The sequence below is a fragment of the Solibaculum intestinale genome, from assembly GCF_040096205.1.
Classification (GTDB): Bacteria; Bacillota; Clostridia; order Oscillospirales; family Acutalibacteraceae; genus Solibaculum_A; species Solibaculum_A intestinale.
In genome coordinates this window covers 19,189-38,566 of the sequence record NZ_JBBMFD010000007.1, presented here as the reverse complement: position 1 = coordinate 38,566, position 19,378 = coordinate 19,189, and the positions used below count along the sequence as shown (strand labels likewise).

Sequence of the window (19,378 nt, the reverse complement as noted above, 5' to 3'; positions counted from 1 at the left end):
TTCATTGGCTTTGGTAAGCCCAGTTCAGCCTCGTGATCTGCTTAACTGTTTAGAGTATGGGCTGAACCGACAAGAAAAAGGAGGACAATATGCCAAGACAGGTATCTCTTGAAATGACGCGCAATATTGGCATAATGGCTCACATCGATGCCGGTAAAACGACCACAACCGAGCGCATACTCTTTTATACGGGTAAAACCCATAAAATTGGTGAAACGCACGAAGGCGCGGCGACGATGGACTGGATGGAGCAGGAGCAGGAGAGAGGCATCACCATTACCTCCGCTGCAACCACTTGCTTCTGGAAAAACCATAGAGTCAATATTATCGATACCCCCGGCCACGTGGACTTTACTGTTGAAGTAGAGCGCTCTCTGCGCGTGCTTGACGGTTCGGTCACCGTGTTCTGCGCCAAGGGCGGCGTCGAACCCCAGTCGGAAACCGTTTGGCGCCAGGCGGACAAGTATATGGTTCCGCGCATGGCGTACGTCAACAAAATGGACATCATGGGCGCCGACTTCTACCGTGTGGTGCAGATGATGAAGGACCGGCTCAAGTGTAACGCCCTTCCGATCCAGATCCCGATCGGCTCGGAGGATTCCTTCCAGGGCCTGATCGACCTGATTGAAATGAAGGCGTACTACTATACCAACGACCTGGGCACCAACATCGAAGTGAAGGACATTCCGGACGACATGAAGGAGCTGGCGGACAAGTATCACGCCGAACTGATCGACCATGTGGCCGAGCAGGACGATGCGCTGCTGGAGAAGTATCTGGGCGGCGAGGAGCTCACCATCGACGAGATCAAGGCCTGTATCCGCAAGTCCACCATTGCCAATACCATGGTGCCGGTCACCTGCGGTACCTCTTACCGCAACAAAGGCGTGCAGAAGCTTTTGGACGCCATCATCGACTATATGCCCTCTCCCATCGACGTTCCGGCTATCAAGGGCGTCAACCCCGATACCGAGGAAGAGGATGTACGGCATTCGTCGGATACGGAGCCCTTCTCTGCGCTGGCCTTTAAGATCGCCACCGACCCCTATGTGGGTAAGCTGTGTTTCTTCCGCGTTTACTCCGGCACCATCAACGCGGGTTCCGGTGTGTACAACTCCACCAAGGGCAACCACGAGCGTATGGGCCGCATTCTGCAGATGCATTCCAATCACCGGCAGGATATCGAAACCGTTTACGCGGGCGACATTGCCGCGGCGGTGGGCTTAAAGAACACCACCACCGGCGACACCCTGTGCGACGAGGATCATCCGATCATTCTCGAGTCCATGGAGTTCCCGGATCCGGTTATCCGCGTGGCCATTGAGCCGAAAACCAAGGCCGGCCAGGAGAAGATGGGCATTGCCCTCTCCAAGCTCGCGGAAGAAGACCCCACCTTCAGAGCTTACACCGACGAGGAAACCGGCCAGACCATCATCGCGGGTATGGGCGAGCTTCATCTGGAGATCATTGTCGACCGCCTGCTGCGTGAGTTCAAGGTGGAAGCCAATGTGGGCAAGCCCCAGGTTGCGTACAAGGAAACCATCCGCAAGATGGCGGATGTGGATCACAAATACGCCCGCCAGTCCGGCGGTAAGGGCCAATACGGCCACGTCAAGATCAAGATCGAACCCAACGAGTCCGGCAAGGGCTATGAGTTCATCAACGCCATCGTGGGCGGCGCGATCCCGAAGGAATACATCCCGGCGGTTGACCAGGGTATTCAGGGCGCAATGCTTTCCGGCGTGCTCGCCGGCTACCCGGTAGTCGACGTGAAGGTAACGCTGTACGACGGCTCCTATCACGAAGTGGACTCCTCGGAAATGGCGTTTAAGATCGCCGGTTCCATGGCCTTCAAGGAGGCCATGCGCAAGGCGGATCCGGTTCTCTTGGAACCGGTGATGAAGGTGGTCGTCATTGTTCCGGAGGAATACATGGGCGATGTCATCGGCGACATCAACTCCCGCCGCGGCCAGATGCAGGGCATGGACGCCATCCCCGGCGGCCAGCAGATCAACGCATTCGTTCCGCTGTCCGAAATGTTCGGCTACGCGACCGACATGCGTTCGAAGACCCAGGGACGCGGCCAGTATTCCATGGAGCCCAGCCACTACAGCGAAATTCCGAAGTCTGTGGCGGACAAAATCATTGCCAGCCGTGTGAAGAAGGAAGACTAAGGTTTCTTTCTCACCATTTTTGGCAGAATTACAAAAAATGCTTGAATTTTGATGCATTCATTGGTAGAATGGGGTTATTATCCCGGACCAATTGAACGGAGAAAAGAAAGCGTATATAAAAGGAGGATATTCCAATGGCAAAGGCAAAGTTCGAAAGAAGCAAGCCCCATGTAAACATCGGTACCATCGGCCACGTTGACCATGGTAAGACTACTCTTACTGCGGCGATCACCAAGGTTCTCAACCTCGAGGGCGATGCGGATTTCGTCGATTACGCCAACATCGATAAGGCGCCGGAAGAGAGAGAGCGTGGTATCACCATCAACACCGCTCACGTTGAGTATCAGACCGACAAGCGCCACTATGCGCACGTCGACTGCCCCGGCCATGCCGACTATGTTAAGAACATGATCACCGGTGCTGCTCAGATGGACGGCGCGATCCTGGTCGTGTCCGCTGCGGACGGCCCGATGCCTCAGACCCGTGAGCACATCCTGCTCTCCCGTCAGGTGGGCGTTCCCTACATCGTTGTGTTCATGAACAAGGTCGATCAGGTTGACGATCCTGAGCTGCTTGAGCTTGTCGAGATGGAGATCCGCGACATCCTCAACGAATACGAGTTCCCGGGCGACGACACCCCGATCATCAAGGGTTCCGCTCTGGTGGCCCTGGAGTCTACCTCCAAGGATCCCAATGCTCCCGAATACAAGTGCATTCACGAGCTGATGGATGCGGTCGACGAGTACATTCCGACTCCGGAACGTAAGGCCGACCTGCCCTTCCTGATGCCGGTTGAGGACGTCTTCACTATCACTGGCCGCGGCACCGTTGCCACCGGCAGAGTGGAGAGAGGCCAGCTCAAGCTCCAGGAAGAAGTCGAAATCGTCGGTCTGGCTGACGAAAGCCGCAAGACGGTTGTTACTGGTATCGAAATGTTCCGCAAGCTCCTCGACTATGCCGAGGCTGGCGACAACATCGGTGCTCTGCTGCGCGGTATCCAGAGAAATGAAATCGAGCGCGGCCAGGTTCTGGCGAAGCCCGGTTCCATCCATCCGCATACCAAGTTCAAGGGCCAGGTTTACGTTCTGACCAAGGATGAAGGCGGCCGTCACACCCCCTTCTTCAACAACTACCGTCCTCAGTTCTATTTCCGTACCACCGACGTGACCGGCGTCATCTCTCTGCCCGAGGGTGTTGAGATGTGCATGCCCGGCGACAACGTGGACATGGACGTGGAACTGATCACCCCCATCGCCATCGAGGAAGGTCTGCGCTTCGCTATCCGTGAAGGCGGCCGTACCGTTGGTTCCGGCGTTGTTACCGCCATCAACGAATAAGTTTCGTTTGTGCAGGGAGCTGTCTCATTAGAGACAGCTCCTTTTTTGTGCTGATAGAAAAGGACGGCACACACTTGGCCTATTGAAGAATATACGGGTCCTGGCAGTAGGCGCAATGAGAACAGGGAAGGAGACTGGCAGGCCCAGTGAAACATGGATACCGTCTATCCGGGCACCGAGGATAGGGATATCCCACCATGTCGGATCTGAAAACGTGCAGAAAGAATGTCCTGCTTCATGATGGAGCCCGCTGCTGTCCATACCGGGTCTGAGCAGCATGCTTTCGGACGTGTTGGCGTACGGAAAACGGACATCCGGGTAGCCGCAGATGCAGAAACAGTCGGAAAAGGACAGGCCGGGTTCTTGACAGGGGTTCACGTGGGTGCTATTATAATAAATAATAAAAGAAGCTGTCTTCGGGGCGGGGTGTGATTCCCCACCGGCGGTAATGCGGCAAGGTTGCCGACAAGCCCGCGAGCGGCGCCGTTTACGGCGCGGTTGACTCCGGTTGGATTCCGGGGCCGACGGTATAGTCCGGATGGAAGAAGCGGCGCTTTCTTTGTAGAAAAGCGTCTTTGCGCCCCGCGGAACATTTCCGCGGGGTTTTTGCTTTCCAATCTCAGGCAAGACGGCTCCTTCTAATGTAAGGAGTGGTAACAATGCAAACGGCAACCAAATCCAATGTGACTAAAATTTCCGTGATGGCTATGCTCTGCGCTTTGTCGGTGGTTCTGGTCCTGCTCATCCGGTTCCCGCTGTTCCCCGGCGCGCCTTACCTAGTGTACGACATGGCGGACGTCCCGGTGCTCATCGGAACCATCATCTACGGGCCGGCGGCGGGCCTGTGCATTCTGCTGGTGGTCAGCACCATCCAGGCGTTCCTGTTAAGCCCCGACGGCTGGGTAGGCCTGGTGATGCATTTCTGTGCTTCCGGGGCGATGGTGCTGGCGGCAGGGCTGTTCTACCGGTGGAAGCCCAAGACCGGCTGGCTGGCGGTTGGCCTAGTGATCGGATGCCTGGCGAGGACGGCGCTGATGGTACCGCTCAACCTGATTTTCACCGTGCATTTCTATGGAAATCCCTATGAGGTGGTCCGAGACGCGCTGCTTCCCTTCATCATTCCGTTCAACCTTATCATTTCCTCCGTCAATTCCGCCATCGCTTTCCTCATTACATTGCCTTTGGCCGGGTACATCCGCCAGCTGCGGGAAGGCAAGACGCGGTAATCCGATGAAACCGGCATTTCCAATGCAGATGCATTGACAGGGACGGCTATTTGTGCTATACTGTCGAAACAATTGAATACGACTTATCAAGAGCGGCTGAGGGAACAGGCCCGGTGAAGCCCGGCAACCTCCGTGTTGAAACGGAAAGGTGCCAAATCCTGCGGTTATAAACCGAAAGATGAGGAAATGCGTCCGCTGGTTTATGGCGGACGCTTTTTTGTTGTCAGAAAAACGACGGTTTTTCGTAAGAAAGCCGAGAGACGAATGGGGTAGACTAAGTGCGGTTTACCAAGGAAACATATATGGGAGGTACAGCAATGAGCAGAAAATTATTTACGTCCGAATCGGTGACTGAGGGGCATCCGGATAAGCTTTGCGACCAGATTTCAGACGCCATCCTGGACGCCATGCTCGCGAAGGATCCTATGGCGCGCGTAGCCTGCGAAACGTCGGCAGTGACCGGGATGGTGCTGGTGTATGGCGAGATCTCCACCAACTGCTACGTGGATATCCCCAAGCTGGTGCGCGAGGTAGTCAACGAAACCGGATACCAAAGCAGCGACTGCGGTTTTGACGGCAATACCTGCGCGGTGCTTACTGCCATCGACGAGCAGTCGGGCGATATTGCCCAGGGGGTAAACGCCGCCATTGAAGTGCGCGAGGAGGGCCAGACCGGGGACGACGACCGCATTGGTGCGGGCGACCAGGGCATGATGTTCGGTTATGCCTGCGACGAAACCAAGGAGCTGATGCCCCTTCCCATTTCCCTGGCCCACCGGCTTGCCAAGCGGCTTTCCGATGTGCGCCGTGACGGAACCCTTACCTACCTGCGCCCCGACGGCAAGACCCAGGTCACCGTCGAATACGAGGACGACCGCCCGGTTCGGGTGGACACGGTGGTGGTCTCCGCCCAGCACGATCCGGACGTGACCCTTGAGCAGATTCGCAAGGACGTTGTGGCCAACGTGATCGAACCGGTTCTGCCCAAGGAGCTGTTGGACGGGGATACCCGGTACTTCATCAATCCCACCGGCCGCTTTGTCACCGGCGGTCCCAACGGGGACGCGGGCCTCACCGGCCGCAAGATCATTGTGGATACCTACGGCGGATACGCCCGCCACGGCGGCGGCGCCTTCTCCGGGAAGGACCCCACTAAGGTGGATCGCTCGGCTGCATATGCGGCCCGCTGGGTAGCCAAGAACATCGTAGCCGCCGGCCTTGCGAAGAAGTGTGAAATCCAGCTGGCATACGCCATCGGGGTGGCTTCTCCAGTGTCCGTTCTGGTGGATACCTTCGGCACCGGCGTAGTGTCCGACGAACAGCTCGAGCAGGCGGTGGAACAGGTGTTTGACCTGCGCCCGGCCGCCATCATCCGCGATCTGGACCTGCGCCGCCCCATCTACCGCAAGCTGGCCGCCTTCGGCCATATGGGCCGGGAGGATCTGGATGTACGCTGGGAGCGCACCGACCGGGTGGATGCCCTGAAAGCGGCCCTAGGCCGGTAATTGTCACAGGAAGACGGATTGACAGGGAAGCCCGTCGGCTTTATAATAAGAAACAGGGAAAACCATGTTGTTTTCCCTGTTTCTTTTTCATGATCGGTGAGAAGACTTGTCCGGCAGAGCGGCTTTCAGAGAGACGCTGGATGCGCAGCAGATGGAAAGCCCCCAACGAATTTCCCCGCTGGAGAGCAGGGATTGGTAAAACATAAGAGGAAAACTTTGCGCATTGCAAGAAACAGATTGATTTTATATAAGGACAAACAATTTTGGTCCATAAAAGACAAGGAAAATGCGAGAGGGGAGGGATCGGGATGAAACGAATAAGGCAATGGCTGCCGACGGTGCTGCTGATATTTTTGCTGCTGGTGGTATTAATCGCGGTGGTAACGGTTCTTGGAATCGGCGTTTTTCACCTGCTGGGCTATACCTATACCAGCTTTCCCTCCGTGCTTTTGTATTTCGGCTGCTTCGTGCTCTTTGGCCTGCCTATTTCCGTGTTCATCCAGGCATTGGTACGCACACTTTGGCGAATGGGCCTGATCCGTACCTTTCTGGTGAAATGCCTGTGGTTCGGTGTTCTGGACGTGCTGACCAGCATGCTGCTTCTGGAGATGCTGGACTTGTTCATCGGCGGCATTGCCGTAAAGGAAGCCACCATTTTCCTGTTTGCCCTGCTGTTTTGTATTATCCAGCTGGTGGCGCAGCACTGGGGCAAGCCGGGTCCGGATAAAACGCAGGGAGGAACCAGCGGATGAGAGAGAAAATCCTGGTGGCCGGGGTGGTGGGTCCCACCGCGTCCGGAAAAACCCGTCTGGGGGTCGCGCTGGCCAAGCGGCTGGACGGGGAAGTGATCTCGGCTGATTCCATGCAGGTATACAAAGGTATGACGGTAGGGACAGCAAAGCCCACCCAAGAGGAGATGGAGGGAGTCCCCCATCACCTGCTGGATTTTCTCGACCCCGGTGAGGCGTTCTCCGTGGCGGCCTGGTGCGATTTGGCCCGGGAGAAGATCGCGGAGATCACCGGGCGGGGAAAGCTGCCCATTTTAGTGGGCGGCACCGGGCTATATATCTCCTCCCTTCTCAACCACATCCAGTTCGCTCCGCTGCAAAGCGACCCTGCCCTTCGCGAGGAGCTGCAAAAGCGAGCCGAAAAGGAGGGCGGGGAAGGGCTTTTAGAGGAGCTTCGCAGCTTTGACCCTTCTTCTGCATCCGCTTTGCATCCCAACAATCTGGGGAGAATTATTCGGGCCATCGAGGTGTACCGGCTGACGGGGGTACCCATGTCCCGCCAGCAGCAGGAAGCCAGGGCAAAGCCGTCTCCCTATCATCCCGCTGTGGTGGGTCTCGCCTTCCGGAATCGGGCCTTGCTCTACGAACGAATCGACCGCCGGGTGGACGAGATGCTGGAAAACGGACTGTGCGAAGAAGCTCGGGAGATATACCGGAGCGGCGGGAAGACGGCGCTGCAGGCCATCGGTTATAAGGAACTGTTTCCTTATTTCGAAGGGGAATGTTCGCTCACCCAGGCAGCGGACAAGCTGAAGATGGAAACCAGGAGGTATGCCAAACGGCAGATGACTTGGTTTAAACGGGAGCAATGGGTACACTGGCTGTATTTGGATGATGAGAGGAATTTTCAGGCAATTGCCGATGAGGCGGCAAAATGGGTGGAAATGCAGGGCCTGCTATGCTATAATAACCAACAAGTATAACAAAACGGGACAGCCCCCAACGAAGGGGAAAGGAGGCGGGCTTTCGCAGAATGGGAAAGGTGATACCGAGGGTTTTGCTGGGCCTTGCCGCCCTGCTTTTGTGCGTGTACATCGTCTTTCAGATTTACAGCGCCAACAGCTCGAAAGTCGGGGTGGAGACCGCCCTCTCCATGGAGATGGAAGATACCATTACGGTGGAAGGCCTCGCTCTGCGGGAGGAAACGGTGCTTTCTTTCACGGGCTCCGGGGAAATCTCCTACGCGGTGGAGGACGGGGGACACGTTCCAGTGGACGGAACGGTGGCCTATGTCTACAACAGCGCCCAGGAGGCTCATGCCCGTTCCACCGCCGAACGGCTCGAGCGGGAAATCAAAGAACTTAAGGACATTCAGAATTCCACCGGCAAAGGCGTCATCACGGTGGAGAACATCGATAAGCAGATCAAGGAACGGTTGCTTTCGGTCATCGGCCAGGCGGACAGCGGGCAGTATTCTGCCCTGGAGGAATCCAAGGAGCAGCTTTTGAATCTATTAAACCGCCGTCAGCTGATTACCGGGAAGGCGGAGAATTTCAACGAACGTATTTCTGATTTGACGGCGCAGCTCGACTCGCTTTCTTCCAAGTTTTCCGGAGAAGCCCAGACGATCACCACGACTCAGGCGGGCTTTTTCTTTTCAGAAGTGGACGGCTATGAAAACCTGACCGATCTGTCCACCCTTACCTCTATGACGACAGAAGAGATCGGAAACCTGATTGCCACGCAGCGTTCCGCCGGGAACGGGAACGCCATCGGGAAGGTGGCCGAGGATTCCGACTGGTACTATCTCTGCCTTCTGCCCGAGGAACGGGTTCAGACCTTGACGGCTGGAACTACTTTGGTGATGCAGGTGCCGAGCCTTACCACCACGGAAATTCCCGTCACGGTGCTTTCCATCAGTCCCGCGCAAAACGGCCAGTCGGCGGTAGTGCTGCGGGCCAACACGATTTCCGCGGACCTGTCCACCTTCCGAAAGCAGCCGGTTACCCTGCGTTTTCGCACCATCTCCGGCCTGCGGGTGGACACGAACGCCGTGCACTTTGTGGACGGGAAGATGGGGGTCTACATCCTGGAAGGGATCACCGCTCATTTTGTTACCATCGAGCCGGTTTATACGGCGGATACCTATATGATCGTACGTTCCGACGGAGGCGCCGGAACGCTGGAACTTTACGATGAGATCATTGTTTCGGGAAAGGAGCTAGCCGATGGAAAGGTTGTCCAACGATGAACGGGAAGCAGTCTTTCGCCGGGTGGAGGAAAACATCCGGGTACTAAAAGAAAAGGTAGGCGAGGCGGCAGTCAGGTCGGGCCGTGCGCCGGAGGATATTACCATTCTCGCCGTGACCAAGACGGTGCCGGTGGAGATCATCAACCACGCTATCCACTGCGGCATGACCCATATCGGGGAAAACCGGGTGCAGGAATTTTTGGAAAAGTACGACCAGTTGGATCTGTCCAACTGCAAAGCCCAGATCATCGGCACTCTGCAAACCAACAAGGTGCGCAAGGTCATCGGCCTGGTGGAGATGATCCAGTCGGTGGACAGCGCTCACCTGGCCCAGGAAATCAACCGGGTAAGCGTGCAAAAGGACGTGGTGACCGACTGCTTGGTGGAGGTAAACATCGGGCGGGAGGAAAACAAAGGCGGCGTTCTGCCGGAGGCGTTGGATGAGCTATTGGGAAAAATCGGCGAAATGCAGGCGGTGCGGGTGCGCGGCCTGATGGCGATTCCGCCGATTTGTGAAACCGCAGGGGAAGTACGTCAATATTTTTCGCAGATGACCCAACTGTTCCTTGACAGAAAGGACAAAACATCCGATAATATTTCCATGGACTTTTTGTCCATGGGCATGTCGGCGGATTATGAGGAAGCGATCCTGGAGGGCGCTAACTACATCCGGCCGGGAACGGCTCTTTTTGGACATCGAACGTATTCAAAATAACGATAGAACAAAGGAAACGACAGGAGGCAGACAGCATGGGATTCATGGACAAGTTTCGCAATATTATGGGCGCGCCGGACGAAGAGTACGACGACGATTATGAGGATACCCCTGAGGACCTGGACGAGTTCGTCACCAAGCCCGAGGAACCCCACCGGGAAACGGTGACCGAAGCAAAGCGCGGCAACAAGGTGGTCAACATCCATGCCACCGCCCAGCTTCAGGTGGTGCTGGTCAAGCCCGAGCGGTTTGACGACGCTTCCTCCATTGCCGACCATCTCAATTCCAAGCGCACGGTGGTGCTCAACCTGGAAGCCACCAATAAGGAGGTTGCCCGCCGCCTGATCGACTTTTTGAGTGGCGTAGCCTACGCCAACAACGGTCAGATCAAACGGGTGTCCACCAATACGTTTATCATTACCCCCTATAACGTAGGGATCATGGGCGACCTGCTCGACGAGCTGGAGAGCAACGGCGTCTATTTCTAAAGGCTGACGGCCTTTTGGAGGTTTCGTTTGCGGCGAACAGAGAACAACACAGATGAATTGCTTTTGGCCCGTGTAACCGACGCGGCGCGGCTTTGTGCCAAACGGACAAAGCCGTGCTTCGTCGGCTTTCTGGACGAAAGGCAGGCGGCGGTCGCGTCGGCGGCGATCCGCCGGGAGCATGAGGTACAGGCCCACCTGTTCGGCGGCTATGAGGGCGCCCTGCGGGTGGTTCTTGGCATCTTTCCATGGGAAATTTACCCAGAGGAAGATTTCTTTCCCGTTGTCCCCCTAACGGTGCGTTACCGCCCGAGGGATACCCTGACCCACCGGGATTTCCTAGGCACGCTGATGGCCCAGGGTATCCGGCGGGACTGCGTGGGGGACATACTGGTAGGCGAAGGGCTGGCTGTTTTGTTTTTACTCAAAGAGATCGTCCCCTTTGTTTTGAACCAGATGGAAAAGGTCGGGGGCGTGGGCGTGCAGCTCATCGAGGGTTTGCCCGACGGGCTCCCGCAAGGAAAGGGAACCAAGGAGCTTACCGATACGGTTGCTTCCCCGCGGCTGGACGCGGTGGTGGCGTCCGTCTGCCGGGTTTCCCGGGAGGAAGCCGCCCGGCGGATTGCAGCGGGGCTCGTTGCGGTCAATCATCTGCCGGTTACTGCGGTCAGCGGGACGGTAAAGGAAGGGGATACCCTGTCGGTCCGGGGAAGCGGCCGGTTTCAAATCACCCAGGTGGGACCACTTACCAAAAAGGGTCGGCTTCGTCTGAAGGCGGAGCAGTATTTATAAGAGGTTTTTCCGGCGCTATGCCGGATTTTGATCAGAAGGCAAGGGAGGAAGATACCATGCTTACCATTGCACAGATTCGGGATTACGCTATCGGGCGTTCCACCTTCGGTGGCTACAAGTCGGACGATGTGGATGTGTTTCGGGAAGAGGTTTTGGAAACCTGCGAGAAGCTGTTTAAGGACAACCAGGAGCTGATTCAGAAGCTGCAGGTGCTGGCGGCCAAGATTGAGGAGTACCGCAGCGAGAGCGATGAAATACGCGAAATCATGGTCTCCGCCAAGAAGACCGCCAAGGAAGTGCTGGACCAGGCCAATGCCGAGGCGGATAAAATCAAGGGGGACGCCCAGGCCCAGGTGCAGGAAATTATGAAGGAGGCTACCGTGCAGGCGGATGCCATCATCGGCGATACCAACCGCCAAATCGAGCGGGAAAAGGAGCAGCTAGCGAACCTCCGCCAGGAGGTCAGCGGCTTTAAGGCGCGGCTCATCTCCATTTACCGGGAGCACATTGAGCTGATTTCCTCTCTGCCCGACGAGGAAGCACCCAAGGAAGAGGCCGGGGAAGCGGAACCGGATACCCAGGCGCAGGCGCCTGAGGAAAAATCGGGTTCCGAGGCCGATCTCCACGATCCCGACGGGATGAAAAACGAATCCTATTAAGGAGAGTAGAATCTGTTTGCGCAGGAGAAAGGAAGATTTCCCTGCCATCCAATAAAGGAGCGAAAACCGTAATGCCTCAGGACTACAACAAGACCCTAAATTTGCCCAAGACCGACTTTTCCATGCGCGCAGGTCTTCCGAAGAAGGAACCTGCGATGCTCGAAGAGTGGGAAAAGAGCGGGCGCTATGAAACGCTGATGAAAAAGAACGAGGGCAAGCCTCTCTTTGTTCTCCACGACGGCCCTCCCTACGCCAACGGCGACATTCATCTGGGCACGGCCATGAACAAGACGCTCAAGGACATGATTGTGCGCTATAAGAACATGGCGGGCTTTCAGGCGCCGTATGTCCCCGGGTGGGACACCCACGGCCTGCCCACCGAGCTCAAGGCGCGCAAAAAGGCGGGTGTGGAGAACTCCACTACCATTTCGCCGGTGGAGCTTCGCAAGATCTGCCGGGAGTTTGCTTTGGGGTACTTGGACGACCAGCGCAACCAATTCAAGCGTCTGGGGGTCCTGGGCGAGTGGGACCATCCGTATATCACCCTGGTGCCGGAATACGAGGCCAAGCAGATCGAACTGTTCGGCGAGATGGCGCTCAAGGGCTACATCTATAAGGGCTTAAAGCCGGTTTACTGGTGCCCGGACTGCGAGACGGCGTTGGCGGAGGCGGAGATCGAGTATGCAAACGATCCGTGCTATTCCATTTATGTGAAGTTCGCCGTCAAGGACGACAAAGGCAAACTCTCCGCCATGGGAGTAGACCCGGCGAAGACTTCGGTGGTTATTTGGACTACCACTACCTGGACCATTCCGGCAAATGTGGCCATCTGCTTAGGACCGGACTTTACCTATGCGGTCATCAAAACCGGGGATGAATACCTGATTATGGCCGAGGAGCTATATAAGAACGCCATGAAGGCGGCGGGCATAGAAGAATATGAAGTGGTGGGTACTCTGCCGGGCAGAGAGCTCGAATATGTGGTGACCCAGCATCCGTTTTTGGATCGGGAGTCCCTGGTCATCCTGGGCGATCATGTCACCCTGGAATCGGGTACCGGCTGTGTACATACGGCGCCGGGCCACGGCGTGGAAGACTACGACGTATGCAAAAAGAACTATCCCCAGCTTCCCATTGTGGTCCCAGTGGACAGCAAGGGCCGCATGACCAAGGAAGCGGGCGAGCCGTTCGCCGGCCTTTCCACCGACGAGGCCAACAAGGCCATCGCCGCGGAGCTGGAGCAAAGAGGCGCTCTTTTTGCGATGGAAAAAATCCACCACGATTATCCCCATTGCTGGCGGTGCAAAAAGCCGGTGCTGTTCCGGGCGACCGAACAGTGGTTCTGCTCGGTGGAACAGTTTAAGGAACAGGCGGTCAAGGCCATCGAGGAGGTCACCTGGACCCCCGCCTGGGGCCAGGACCGGATTACCTCCATGGTGCGTGACCGGGCCGACTGGTGTATTTCCCGGCAGCGCAAGTGGGGCGTGCCCATACCGATTTTGTATTGTAAGGACTGCGGCAAGCCCATCGTCACCAAGGAGAGCATTGAAAAAATCGCTTCCGTCTTCCGTATGGAAGGGTCGGACAGCTGGTTTGTGAGAGACGCGGCGGATTTCCTGCCCGAAGGCTTTGTCTGTCCGGAATGCGGCTCCAAGAACTTTGAAAAAGAAAAAGACATCATGGACGTCTGGTTTGATTCGGGCGTTTCCCATGCGGCCGTCTGCGACGCGAGAGACTATCTGCAGTGGCCGGCGGACCTTTACCTGGAAGGCGCGGACCAGTACCGCGGCTGGTTCCAGTCCTCTTTGCTGACCTCGGTGGCCTGGCGTGGCAAGGCGCCCTATAAGGCGGTGCTTACCCACGGCTGGGTGGTGGACGGCAAAGGAGAGAAGATGAGCAAATCTCTCGGAAACGGCATTCTGCCCTCTGAGATCATCGAAAAATACGGCGCGGATATCCTGCGGTTGTGGGTAGCGTCTTCCGACTATCAGGTGGACGTGCGCATTTCGCCGGATATTTTAAGCCAGCTTTCCGAAGCCTACCGCAAAATCCGCAACACCGCCCGGTTCATTCTGGGCAACCTGGGCGACTTTGACCCGGATAAGGACGCGGTGGCGGACAGCGCTCTTGAACCCATCGACCGCTGGGCGCTCATGCGTCTCGATGAGCTGATCGGCGTGGTCAGAGACGCGTACGATTCCTACGAGTTCCACCGGATTTCCCATGCGGTGCAGAATTTCTGCGTCATCGACCTGTCCAACTTCTACCTGGATGTGATCAAGGACCGGCTTTATGTAGAGAAGATCGACAGCCCCTCCCGCCGGGCGGCCCAGACGGTGATCTATCGGGTGCTCGACGCCATGACCCGGATGCTCACCCCGATTTTGGCCTTCACGGCCGAGGAAATCTGGCAGGCCATGCCTCACGATGCCTCTGCCGACAAGGAAGCCGCTATCTTCAATGACTTCCCGAAGGTTTCCGGCCTTGTCCACGACGAGGAGTTCCTCTCCCGCTGGACGAAGATCCACGCCATCCGGGAGGATGTGAAGAAAGCATTGGAACTGGCACGTAGCAGCAAGGTAATCGGCGCGTCACTGGAAGCGAAGGTGACGTTGACCTGTGACGGGGAATTATACGACTTCGTCCGCTCGGTGGAAAAAGAACTTCCGGCGGTGTTCATCGTTTCCAAGGTGCAGGTGCAAAAGGGAAGCGCCGGCGGCTTTAAGGGCGAAGAGGTGGACGGCCTGTTCGTCACGGTGGAGAAAGCGGACGGCGAAAAGTGCGAACGCTGCTGGACCTATGAAGAATCGGTGGGCAGCGATTCGGAGCATCCGACCCTGTGCGCTCGCTGCGCGGCTATCCTGAAAGCAGAATAACGAATTTCGGTCACGGTGCGCTGGGGGATTCTCCCGGCGCGCCGTCCCTGTGTTTATGAAATACCCTTGCGTAAAGCGGGGAAAGGAGCGTTCGTATGCCCCTGATTGTAATTGCGGCGGTGGCCCTGCTGGTGGGAATTGACCAGCTTATTAAGCTGTGGGCTTCCCAGACGCTGGCGGCGGTGGGAAACATCCCGGTGATCGAAGGCGTGTTCGAGTTTTCCTATGTGGAAAACCGAGGGGCCGCCTTCGGCATTTTGCAGGACCAACGCTGGATTTTTATTGTACTGACCATTGCGGTGGTGATCGCGGCCATCTGGCTGCTTTTTTCCGGCCGGGCCAAAAGCTGGCTGGTGCGAACCCCTATCATTCTGGCATTGGCCGGCGGTGTGGGCAACCTGATCGACCGGATTTGGCACGGCTATGTGGTGGACATGTTCTACTTTAAGCTCATTGACTTTGCCGTCTTTAACTTTGCGGACGTCTGCGTGGTGGTGGGCTGTATCTGGCTGATTCTGTCCATCCTGTTCGTGCCCGATGCCATTCGGTGGCGCAAAGCGCCCAGTATCCCAGAAGGAGAAAACGGTGGAGAAACACACGCTGATTCCAAATAGAGAAGAGGACGGCCAAAGGCTGGACGTGTTTGTGGCCGCCCGGCTGCCGGACCTGACCCGCTCTGCTGTCCAGAAGCTGACGGCCCAGGGGCTTTTGACAGTGGCGGGGAAACCTGCCGGGAAGAACCTGCGGGTGCAGGAAGGCCGGCCAGTGGAGATAACGGTACCAGACCCAGTGGAACTGTCCGCCGAGCCGGAGAACATCCCTCTCGACATCGTTTACGAGGACAAGGACCTGCTGGTAGTCAACAAGCCCAAGGGTATGGTGGTCCACCCGGCTCCCGGCAATCCGGACGGTACGTTAGTCAACGCCCTGCTGTTTCACTGCAGGGACGGCCTTTCCGGCATCAACGGGGTGCTCCGCCCCGGTATCGTCCACCGCATCGATAAGGACACCAGCGGCCTTTTGATGGTGGCGAAGAACGATTTTGCCCATCAGTCCCTGGCCGCGCAGATTCAGATTCATTCCTTTACCCGGGAATACGAAGCGGTGGTTTACGGCAACGTAAAGGAGGACGAGGGCACTGTATCCGTCCCCATCGGACGGCATCCGGTGGAACGAAAGCGCATGGCGGTGGTCAAGGGCGGCCGGGAAGCGGTCACGCATTTCCGGGTCCTGGCCCGGTACCAGGGTTTCACCCATCTGCGTCTGCGGCTGGAAACCGGGCGCACCCATCAAATCCGGGTGCACATGGCTTATCTGGGCCATCCGGTGGCGGGGGACCCGGTTTACGGCCCCAAAAAGGTCATCGAGCGGCTGTGCGGCCAGTGCCTGCACGCAAAGGTGCTGGGCTTTGTACATCCGCGCACCGGAGAGGCCATGCGGTTTGAAAGCGAACTGCCCGGGTATTTCACCGGCTTTTTGCATACCCTGTCTCCCTTATAGGAGAGGGAAATGCCAATGTGGCGCCTGCCTGAATTTTGCCGAGAGGCGGGCGAATTTTTCGCAGAACCTGGCCGCCGGCGGCAGCGGCAAAGAGAACCATTCTATGCAAAAACCATTCGAAGGATTTTTACTGGCGTCCGACCTGGACGGCACCCTTTTAAACGACCAGGGCGTCATCTCCCAGAAGAACATCGACGCAGTGCAGGAATTTGTGGATGGCGGCGGCCTTTTCACCATCGCCACCGGCCGGACGGTCAGCTCCGCCCAGCAGTATGTGGAGAAGCTGGCGGTCAACGCCCCGGTCATCGTGACAAACGGCAGCCTCATGTACGACTACCGCACGAACACCATTCCCTGGGACGCGCCTTTGCCCGAAGAGGCACGAGGCCTTGTGCAGGCGGTCTTGGACCATATGCCTCACGTGGGGGTGGAAATCAGCTCCGGGCGGGAGCTGTACGTCCTGAGAGCAAACGCCACCACCCACGAGCACCTCAAGTATGAGAACATCGACGCGGTTTTCTGTACCATGGAGGAGCTTCCTAACGTGTGGCACAAGGTTCTCTATGAGCTCCCGCCGGAACACCTGCAGGAAATCATTGATTTCTGCGAAAAGGTTCCCTACCGGGAGGTCGAGTACATGCGCTCGGCGAAAATCTTTTATGAGATGATCCCCAAGGGCGCTCACAAGGGCGCGGCTCTCCATGCCCTGGCCGCAAAACTGGGGATTTCACTTGACAAAACCGTCGCAATCGGCGATTATTATAATGACTTGGGATTCATAAAAGCGGGCGGCATTGGGATCACGCCCCAAAACGCCCCCGATGACATCAAGAAGCTGGCTGACGTGGTGGTGTGCTCGAATAACGAGGGCGCCATCGCGGGAGCGGTTTCCTATCTCAGAGGGCTCGTCTCACAAAGCGCGTAGAAGAAGGGAACGGCGTTTTTCTGAGGCGGAGGGTTTCCCGCTTTTTGAACGCTGCGGCAGTCCGAGGCTTTCTACAGCCCGCGCCCGCCGCACATATATTACTTAGGAGGAATGCGTAACCATGGACGATGCAAAAAAAACACAGCTTGCCGTTACGGCGACCCGCGTCCGGATGGGCATCCTGGAAGGCGTTTACAACGCCAAGTCCGGCCATCCCGGCGGCTCCCTTTCCATTGCCGACTATTTGACCTATCTCTACTTTGAGGAAATGAACATCGACCCGAAGAACCCTAAGTGGGCCGACCGGGATCGTTTTGTCCTTTCGAAGGGCCATTGCGCGCCGGCGCTTTACTCGGTGCTGGCTCACCGGGGCTATTTCCCGGTGGAGCACCTTTCCACCCTGCGTAAATTAAGCTCCAACCTCCAGGGCCACCCGGACATGAAGGGTACCCCGGGGGTGGACATGTCCTCCGGCTCTCTGGGCCAGGGTATCTCCGCCGCCGTGGGCATGGCGCTGGCCGGCAAACTGGACAAGAAGGATTTCCGCGTCTACACGGTTCTGGGCGACGGCGAAATCCAGGAAGGCCAGGTTTGGGAGGCCTGTATGTTCGCCGCCGCCAAGAAGCTTGACAATCTGGTGGGCTTTGTGGACAACAACAATTTGCAGATCGACGGCACCGTGGAGGAGGTCAACTCCCCTTATCCGATCCCCGAGAAGTTCGCCGCCTTCGGCTGGCACGTGATCGAGATCGACGGCCATGATTTTGACCAGATCGAAAAGGCCCTGGCGGAGGCCAAGACCGTCAAGGGCAAGCCCACCATGATCGTCGCCAAGACCGTCAAGGGCAAGGGCGTCTCTTATATGGAGAACAACGTCTCCTGGCACGGCTCCGCGCCTAAGCAGGAGCAGTACGACATCGGGATGAAAGAACTCGGCGACGCGCTCGCCGCATTGGAGGTGCAGGTCAATGGCTGATGTGGTGAAGAAGGCAACGCGCGACAGCTACGGCGCGGCCCTTGTGGAACTGGGTGCGAAAAACCCGAATCTGGTCGTTTTGGACGCAGACCTGGCCGCCGCCACCAAGACCGGCGGCTTTAAGAAGGCCTACCCCGACCGCTTTTTTGACTGCGGCATCGCGGAAGGCAATATGATTTCCCTGGCAGCGGGTTTAGCCGCAGCGGGCAAGCTGGTGTTTGCCAGCTCCTTTGCGATGTTTGCCGCCGGCCGCGCCTTTGAGCAGGTGCGCAACGCCGTGGGTTACACCCACCTGCCGGTGAAGATCGGCGCCACCCATGCCGGCCTCTCGGTAGGCGAGGACGGGGCGACCCACCAGTGCTGTGAGGACATCGGCCTAATGCGCACCATCCCCGGCATGACTATTATCAACCCCGCCGATGACGTGGAAGCCCGCAAGGCGGTGTTTGCAGCGGCGGAGTTTGACGGCCCGGTTTACATGCGCTTTGGCCGCTTGGCGGTGCCGACTTTGTTTGACGAAAACTATGATTTCCAGATCGGCAAGGGCGTGCAGCTGGCCGAGGGCAACGACGTGACCATCGTAGCTACCGGCTTGATGGTAGGCGAAGCCATCAAGGCCAGAGAGCTTCTGGCCAACGACGGCATTTCCGCTCGCCTGATCAACATCCACACCATCAAGCCCATCGATAAGGAGATCATCATCAAGGCGGCCCAGGAAACCGGCGCCATCGTCACCACCGAGGAGCACAACATCATCGGCGGCCTCGGCAGCGCGGTATGCGAGGTGCTTTCGGAGGCCTGCCCGACGCCGGTCATCCGCAACGGCGTGGAGGATACCTTCGGCAAGTCCGCTCCGGCGCTGGAGGTGCTCGAGTACTTCGGCCTGACGGCCCAGAAGATCGCCGCCCAGGCGAAGCAGGCCATTGCTCTGAAGAAATAAAAATAGTTGCAAAGAGGCTGACGCGTATTTATGCGTCAGCCTCTTTTTCTTCGTCTAGGTGCTCAAGAGCATATTCCAGTGCCAATCGAATGACTGCATTTCGTGACATTCTGTGTTGCTTTGCTAAACATTGTAGTCTCTCGTCCAGTTCTTGACTGATGCGAATGCTGATGCCGACGTTCTTTCCCTTCGGTTTGGATGTAATCAGAAATGATTCCGACACAGAAAACCCTCCTTTTGCTGCAATGATACCAGTATAAAGGAAAATCCGCCGATCGTCTGCTAGATT

18 protein-coding genes and 2 riboswitches are annotated in these 19,378 nt (G+C 57.1%); of the genes, 17 read left to right on the top strand and 1 reads right to left on the bottom strand.

What is annotated here, in order from left to right; all coding sequences use genetic code 11:
• Positions 1–89: 89 nt before the first annotated feature.
• From fusA to WMO26_RS05780, 17 genes are all read left to right on the top strand, one after another.
• Positions 90–2,174, top strand: coding sequence for an elongation factor G (gene fusA, locus WMO26_RS05860; protein ID WP_349218859.1), 2,085 nt, complete (start codon positions 90–92; stop codon positions 2,172–2,174).
• Positions 2,175–2,308: 134 nt separating this feature from the next.
• A complete protein-coding gene (tuf, locus tag WMO26_RS05855; RefSeq protein WP_349218858.1) occupies positions 2,309–3,511 on the top strand; it encodes an elongation factor Tu in 1,203 nt (400 codons plus the stop codon).
• A 408-nt stretch (positions 3,512–3,919) separates the two neighbouring features.
• Positions 3,920–4,064, top strand: a riboswitch (FMN riboswitch).
• Positions 4,065–4,170: 106 nt separating this feature from the next.
• On the top strand, positions 4,171–4,737 hold the full coding sequence (locus WMO26_RS05850; protein ID WP_349218856.1) for an ECF transporter S component: 567 nt from the start codon (positions 4,171–4,173) through the stop codon (positions 4,735–4,737).
• 80 nt (positions 4,738–4,817) lie between these two features.
• A riboswitch (SAM riboswitch) is annotated at positions 4,818–4,922 on the top strand.
• A 132-nt stretch (positions 4,923–5,054) separates the two neighbouring features.
• On the top strand, positions 5,055–6,242 hold the full coding sequence (metK, locus tag WMO26_RS05845; RefSeq protein WP_349218855.1) for a methionine adenosyltransferase: 1,188 nt from the start codon (positions 5,055–5,057) through the stop codon (positions 6,240–6,242).
• 308 nt (positions 6,243–6,550) lie between these two features.
• Positions 6,551–6,994, top strand: a complete 444-nt coding sequence (locus WMO26_RS05840) for a YrvL family regulatory protein (RefSeq protein WP_349218854.1) — start codon at positions 6,551–6,553, stop codon at positions 6,992–6,994.
• Complete coding sequence (gene miaA / locus WMO26_RS05835; protein WP_349218853.1) at positions 6,991–7,953, top strand: tRNA (adenosine(37)-N6)-dimethylallyltransferase MiaA; 963 nt, start codon at positions 6,991–6,993, stop codon at positions 7,951–7,953. Before WMO26_RS05840 ends, miaA begins: the two co-directional genes overlap by 4 nt.
• A 50-nt stretch (positions 7,954–8,003) precedes the next feature.
• Complete coding sequence (locus tag WMO26_RS05830) at positions 8,004–9,221, top strand: biotin/lipoyl attachment domain-containing protein (protein ID WP_349218851.1); 1,218 nt, start codon at positions 8,004–8,006, stop codon at positions 9,219–9,221.
• A complete protein-coding gene (locus tag WMO26_RS05825; RefSeq protein ID WP_349218849.1) occupies positions 9,199–9,936 on the top strand; it encodes a YggS family pyridoxal phosphate-dependent enzyme in 738 nt (245 codons plus the stop codon). Before WMO26_RS05830 ends, WMO26_RS05825 begins: the two co-directional genes overlap by 23 nt.
• 35 nt (positions 9,937–9,971) lie before the next feature.
• Positions 9,972–10,424, top strand: a complete 453-nt coding sequence (locus WMO26_RS05820) for a cell division protein SepF (protein WP_349218848.1) — start codon at positions 9,972–9,974, stop codon at positions 10,422–10,424.
• Between the two features lie 27 nt (positions 10,425–10,451).
• The gene (locus tag WMO26_RS05815) at positions 10,452–11,213 is read left to right on the top strand and encodes a YlmH family RNA-binding protein (RefSeq protein ID WP_349218847.1); all 762 of its coding nucleotides are present in this window, start codon (positions 10,452–10,454) and stop codon (positions 11,211–11,213) included.
• 56 nt (positions 11,214–11,269) lie between these two features.
• The gene (locus WMO26_RS05810) at positions 11,270–11,872 is read left to right on the top strand and encodes a DivIVA domain-containing protein (protein WP_349218846.1); all 603 of its coding nucleotides are present in this window, start codon (positions 11,270–11,272) and stop codon (positions 11,870–11,872) included.
• Positions 11,873–11,943: 71 nt separating this feature from the next.
• Positions 11,944–14,748, top strand: coding sequence for an isoleucine--tRNA ligase (gene ileS, locus WMO26_RS05805; protein ID WP_349218844.1), 2,805 nt, complete (start codon positions 11,944–11,946; stop codon positions 14,746–14,748).
• A 95-nt stretch (positions 14,749–14,843) separates the two neighbouring features.
• A complete protein-coding gene (gene lspA, locus WMO26_RS05800) occupies positions 14,844–15,362 on the top strand; it encodes a signal peptidase II (protein WP_349218842.1) in 519 nt (172 codons plus the stop codon).
• Positions 15,334–16,248, top strand: a complete 915-nt coding sequence (locus tag WMO26_RS05795) for an RluA family pseudouridine synthase (RefSeq protein ID WP_349218840.1) — start codon at positions 15,334–15,336, stop codon at positions 16,246–16,248. The genes lspA and WMO26_RS05795 overlap by 29 nt, the downstream gene beginning before the upstream one ends.
• A 103-nt stretch (positions 16,249–16,351) precedes the next feature.
• The gene (locus WMO26_RS05790; protein WP_349218839.1) at positions 16,352–17,173 is read left to right on the top strand and encodes a Cof-type HAD-IIB family hydrolase; all 822 of its coding nucleotides are present in this window, start codon (positions 16,352–16,354) and stop codon (positions 17,171–17,173) included.
• 121 nt (positions 17,174–17,294) lie between these two features.
• On the top strand, positions 17,295–18,149 hold the full coding sequence (locus WMO26_RS05785) for a transketolase (protein WP_349218837.1): 855 nt from the start codon (positions 17,295–17,297) through the stop codon (positions 18,147–18,149).
• Positions 18,142–19,089: a transketolase family protein gene (locus WMO26_RS05780; RefSeq protein ID WP_349218835.1), complete on the top strand. Its 948-nt coding sequence runs from the start codon at positions 18,142–18,144 to the stop codon at positions 19,087–19,089. The genes WMO26_RS05785 and WMO26_RS05780 overlap by 8 nt, the downstream gene beginning before the upstream one ends.
• Positions 19,090–19,117: 28 nt before the next feature.
• On the opposite strand, the gene WMO26_RS05775 is transcribed toward WMO26_RS05780, so the two are convergent.
• Positions 19,118–19,312, bottom strand: coding sequence for a ribbon-helix-helix protein, CopG family (locus WMO26_RS05775; protein ID WP_349218834.1), 195 nt, complete (start codon positions 19,310–19,312; stop codon positions 19,118–19,120).
• Positions 19,313–19,378: the final 66 nt, after the last annotated feature.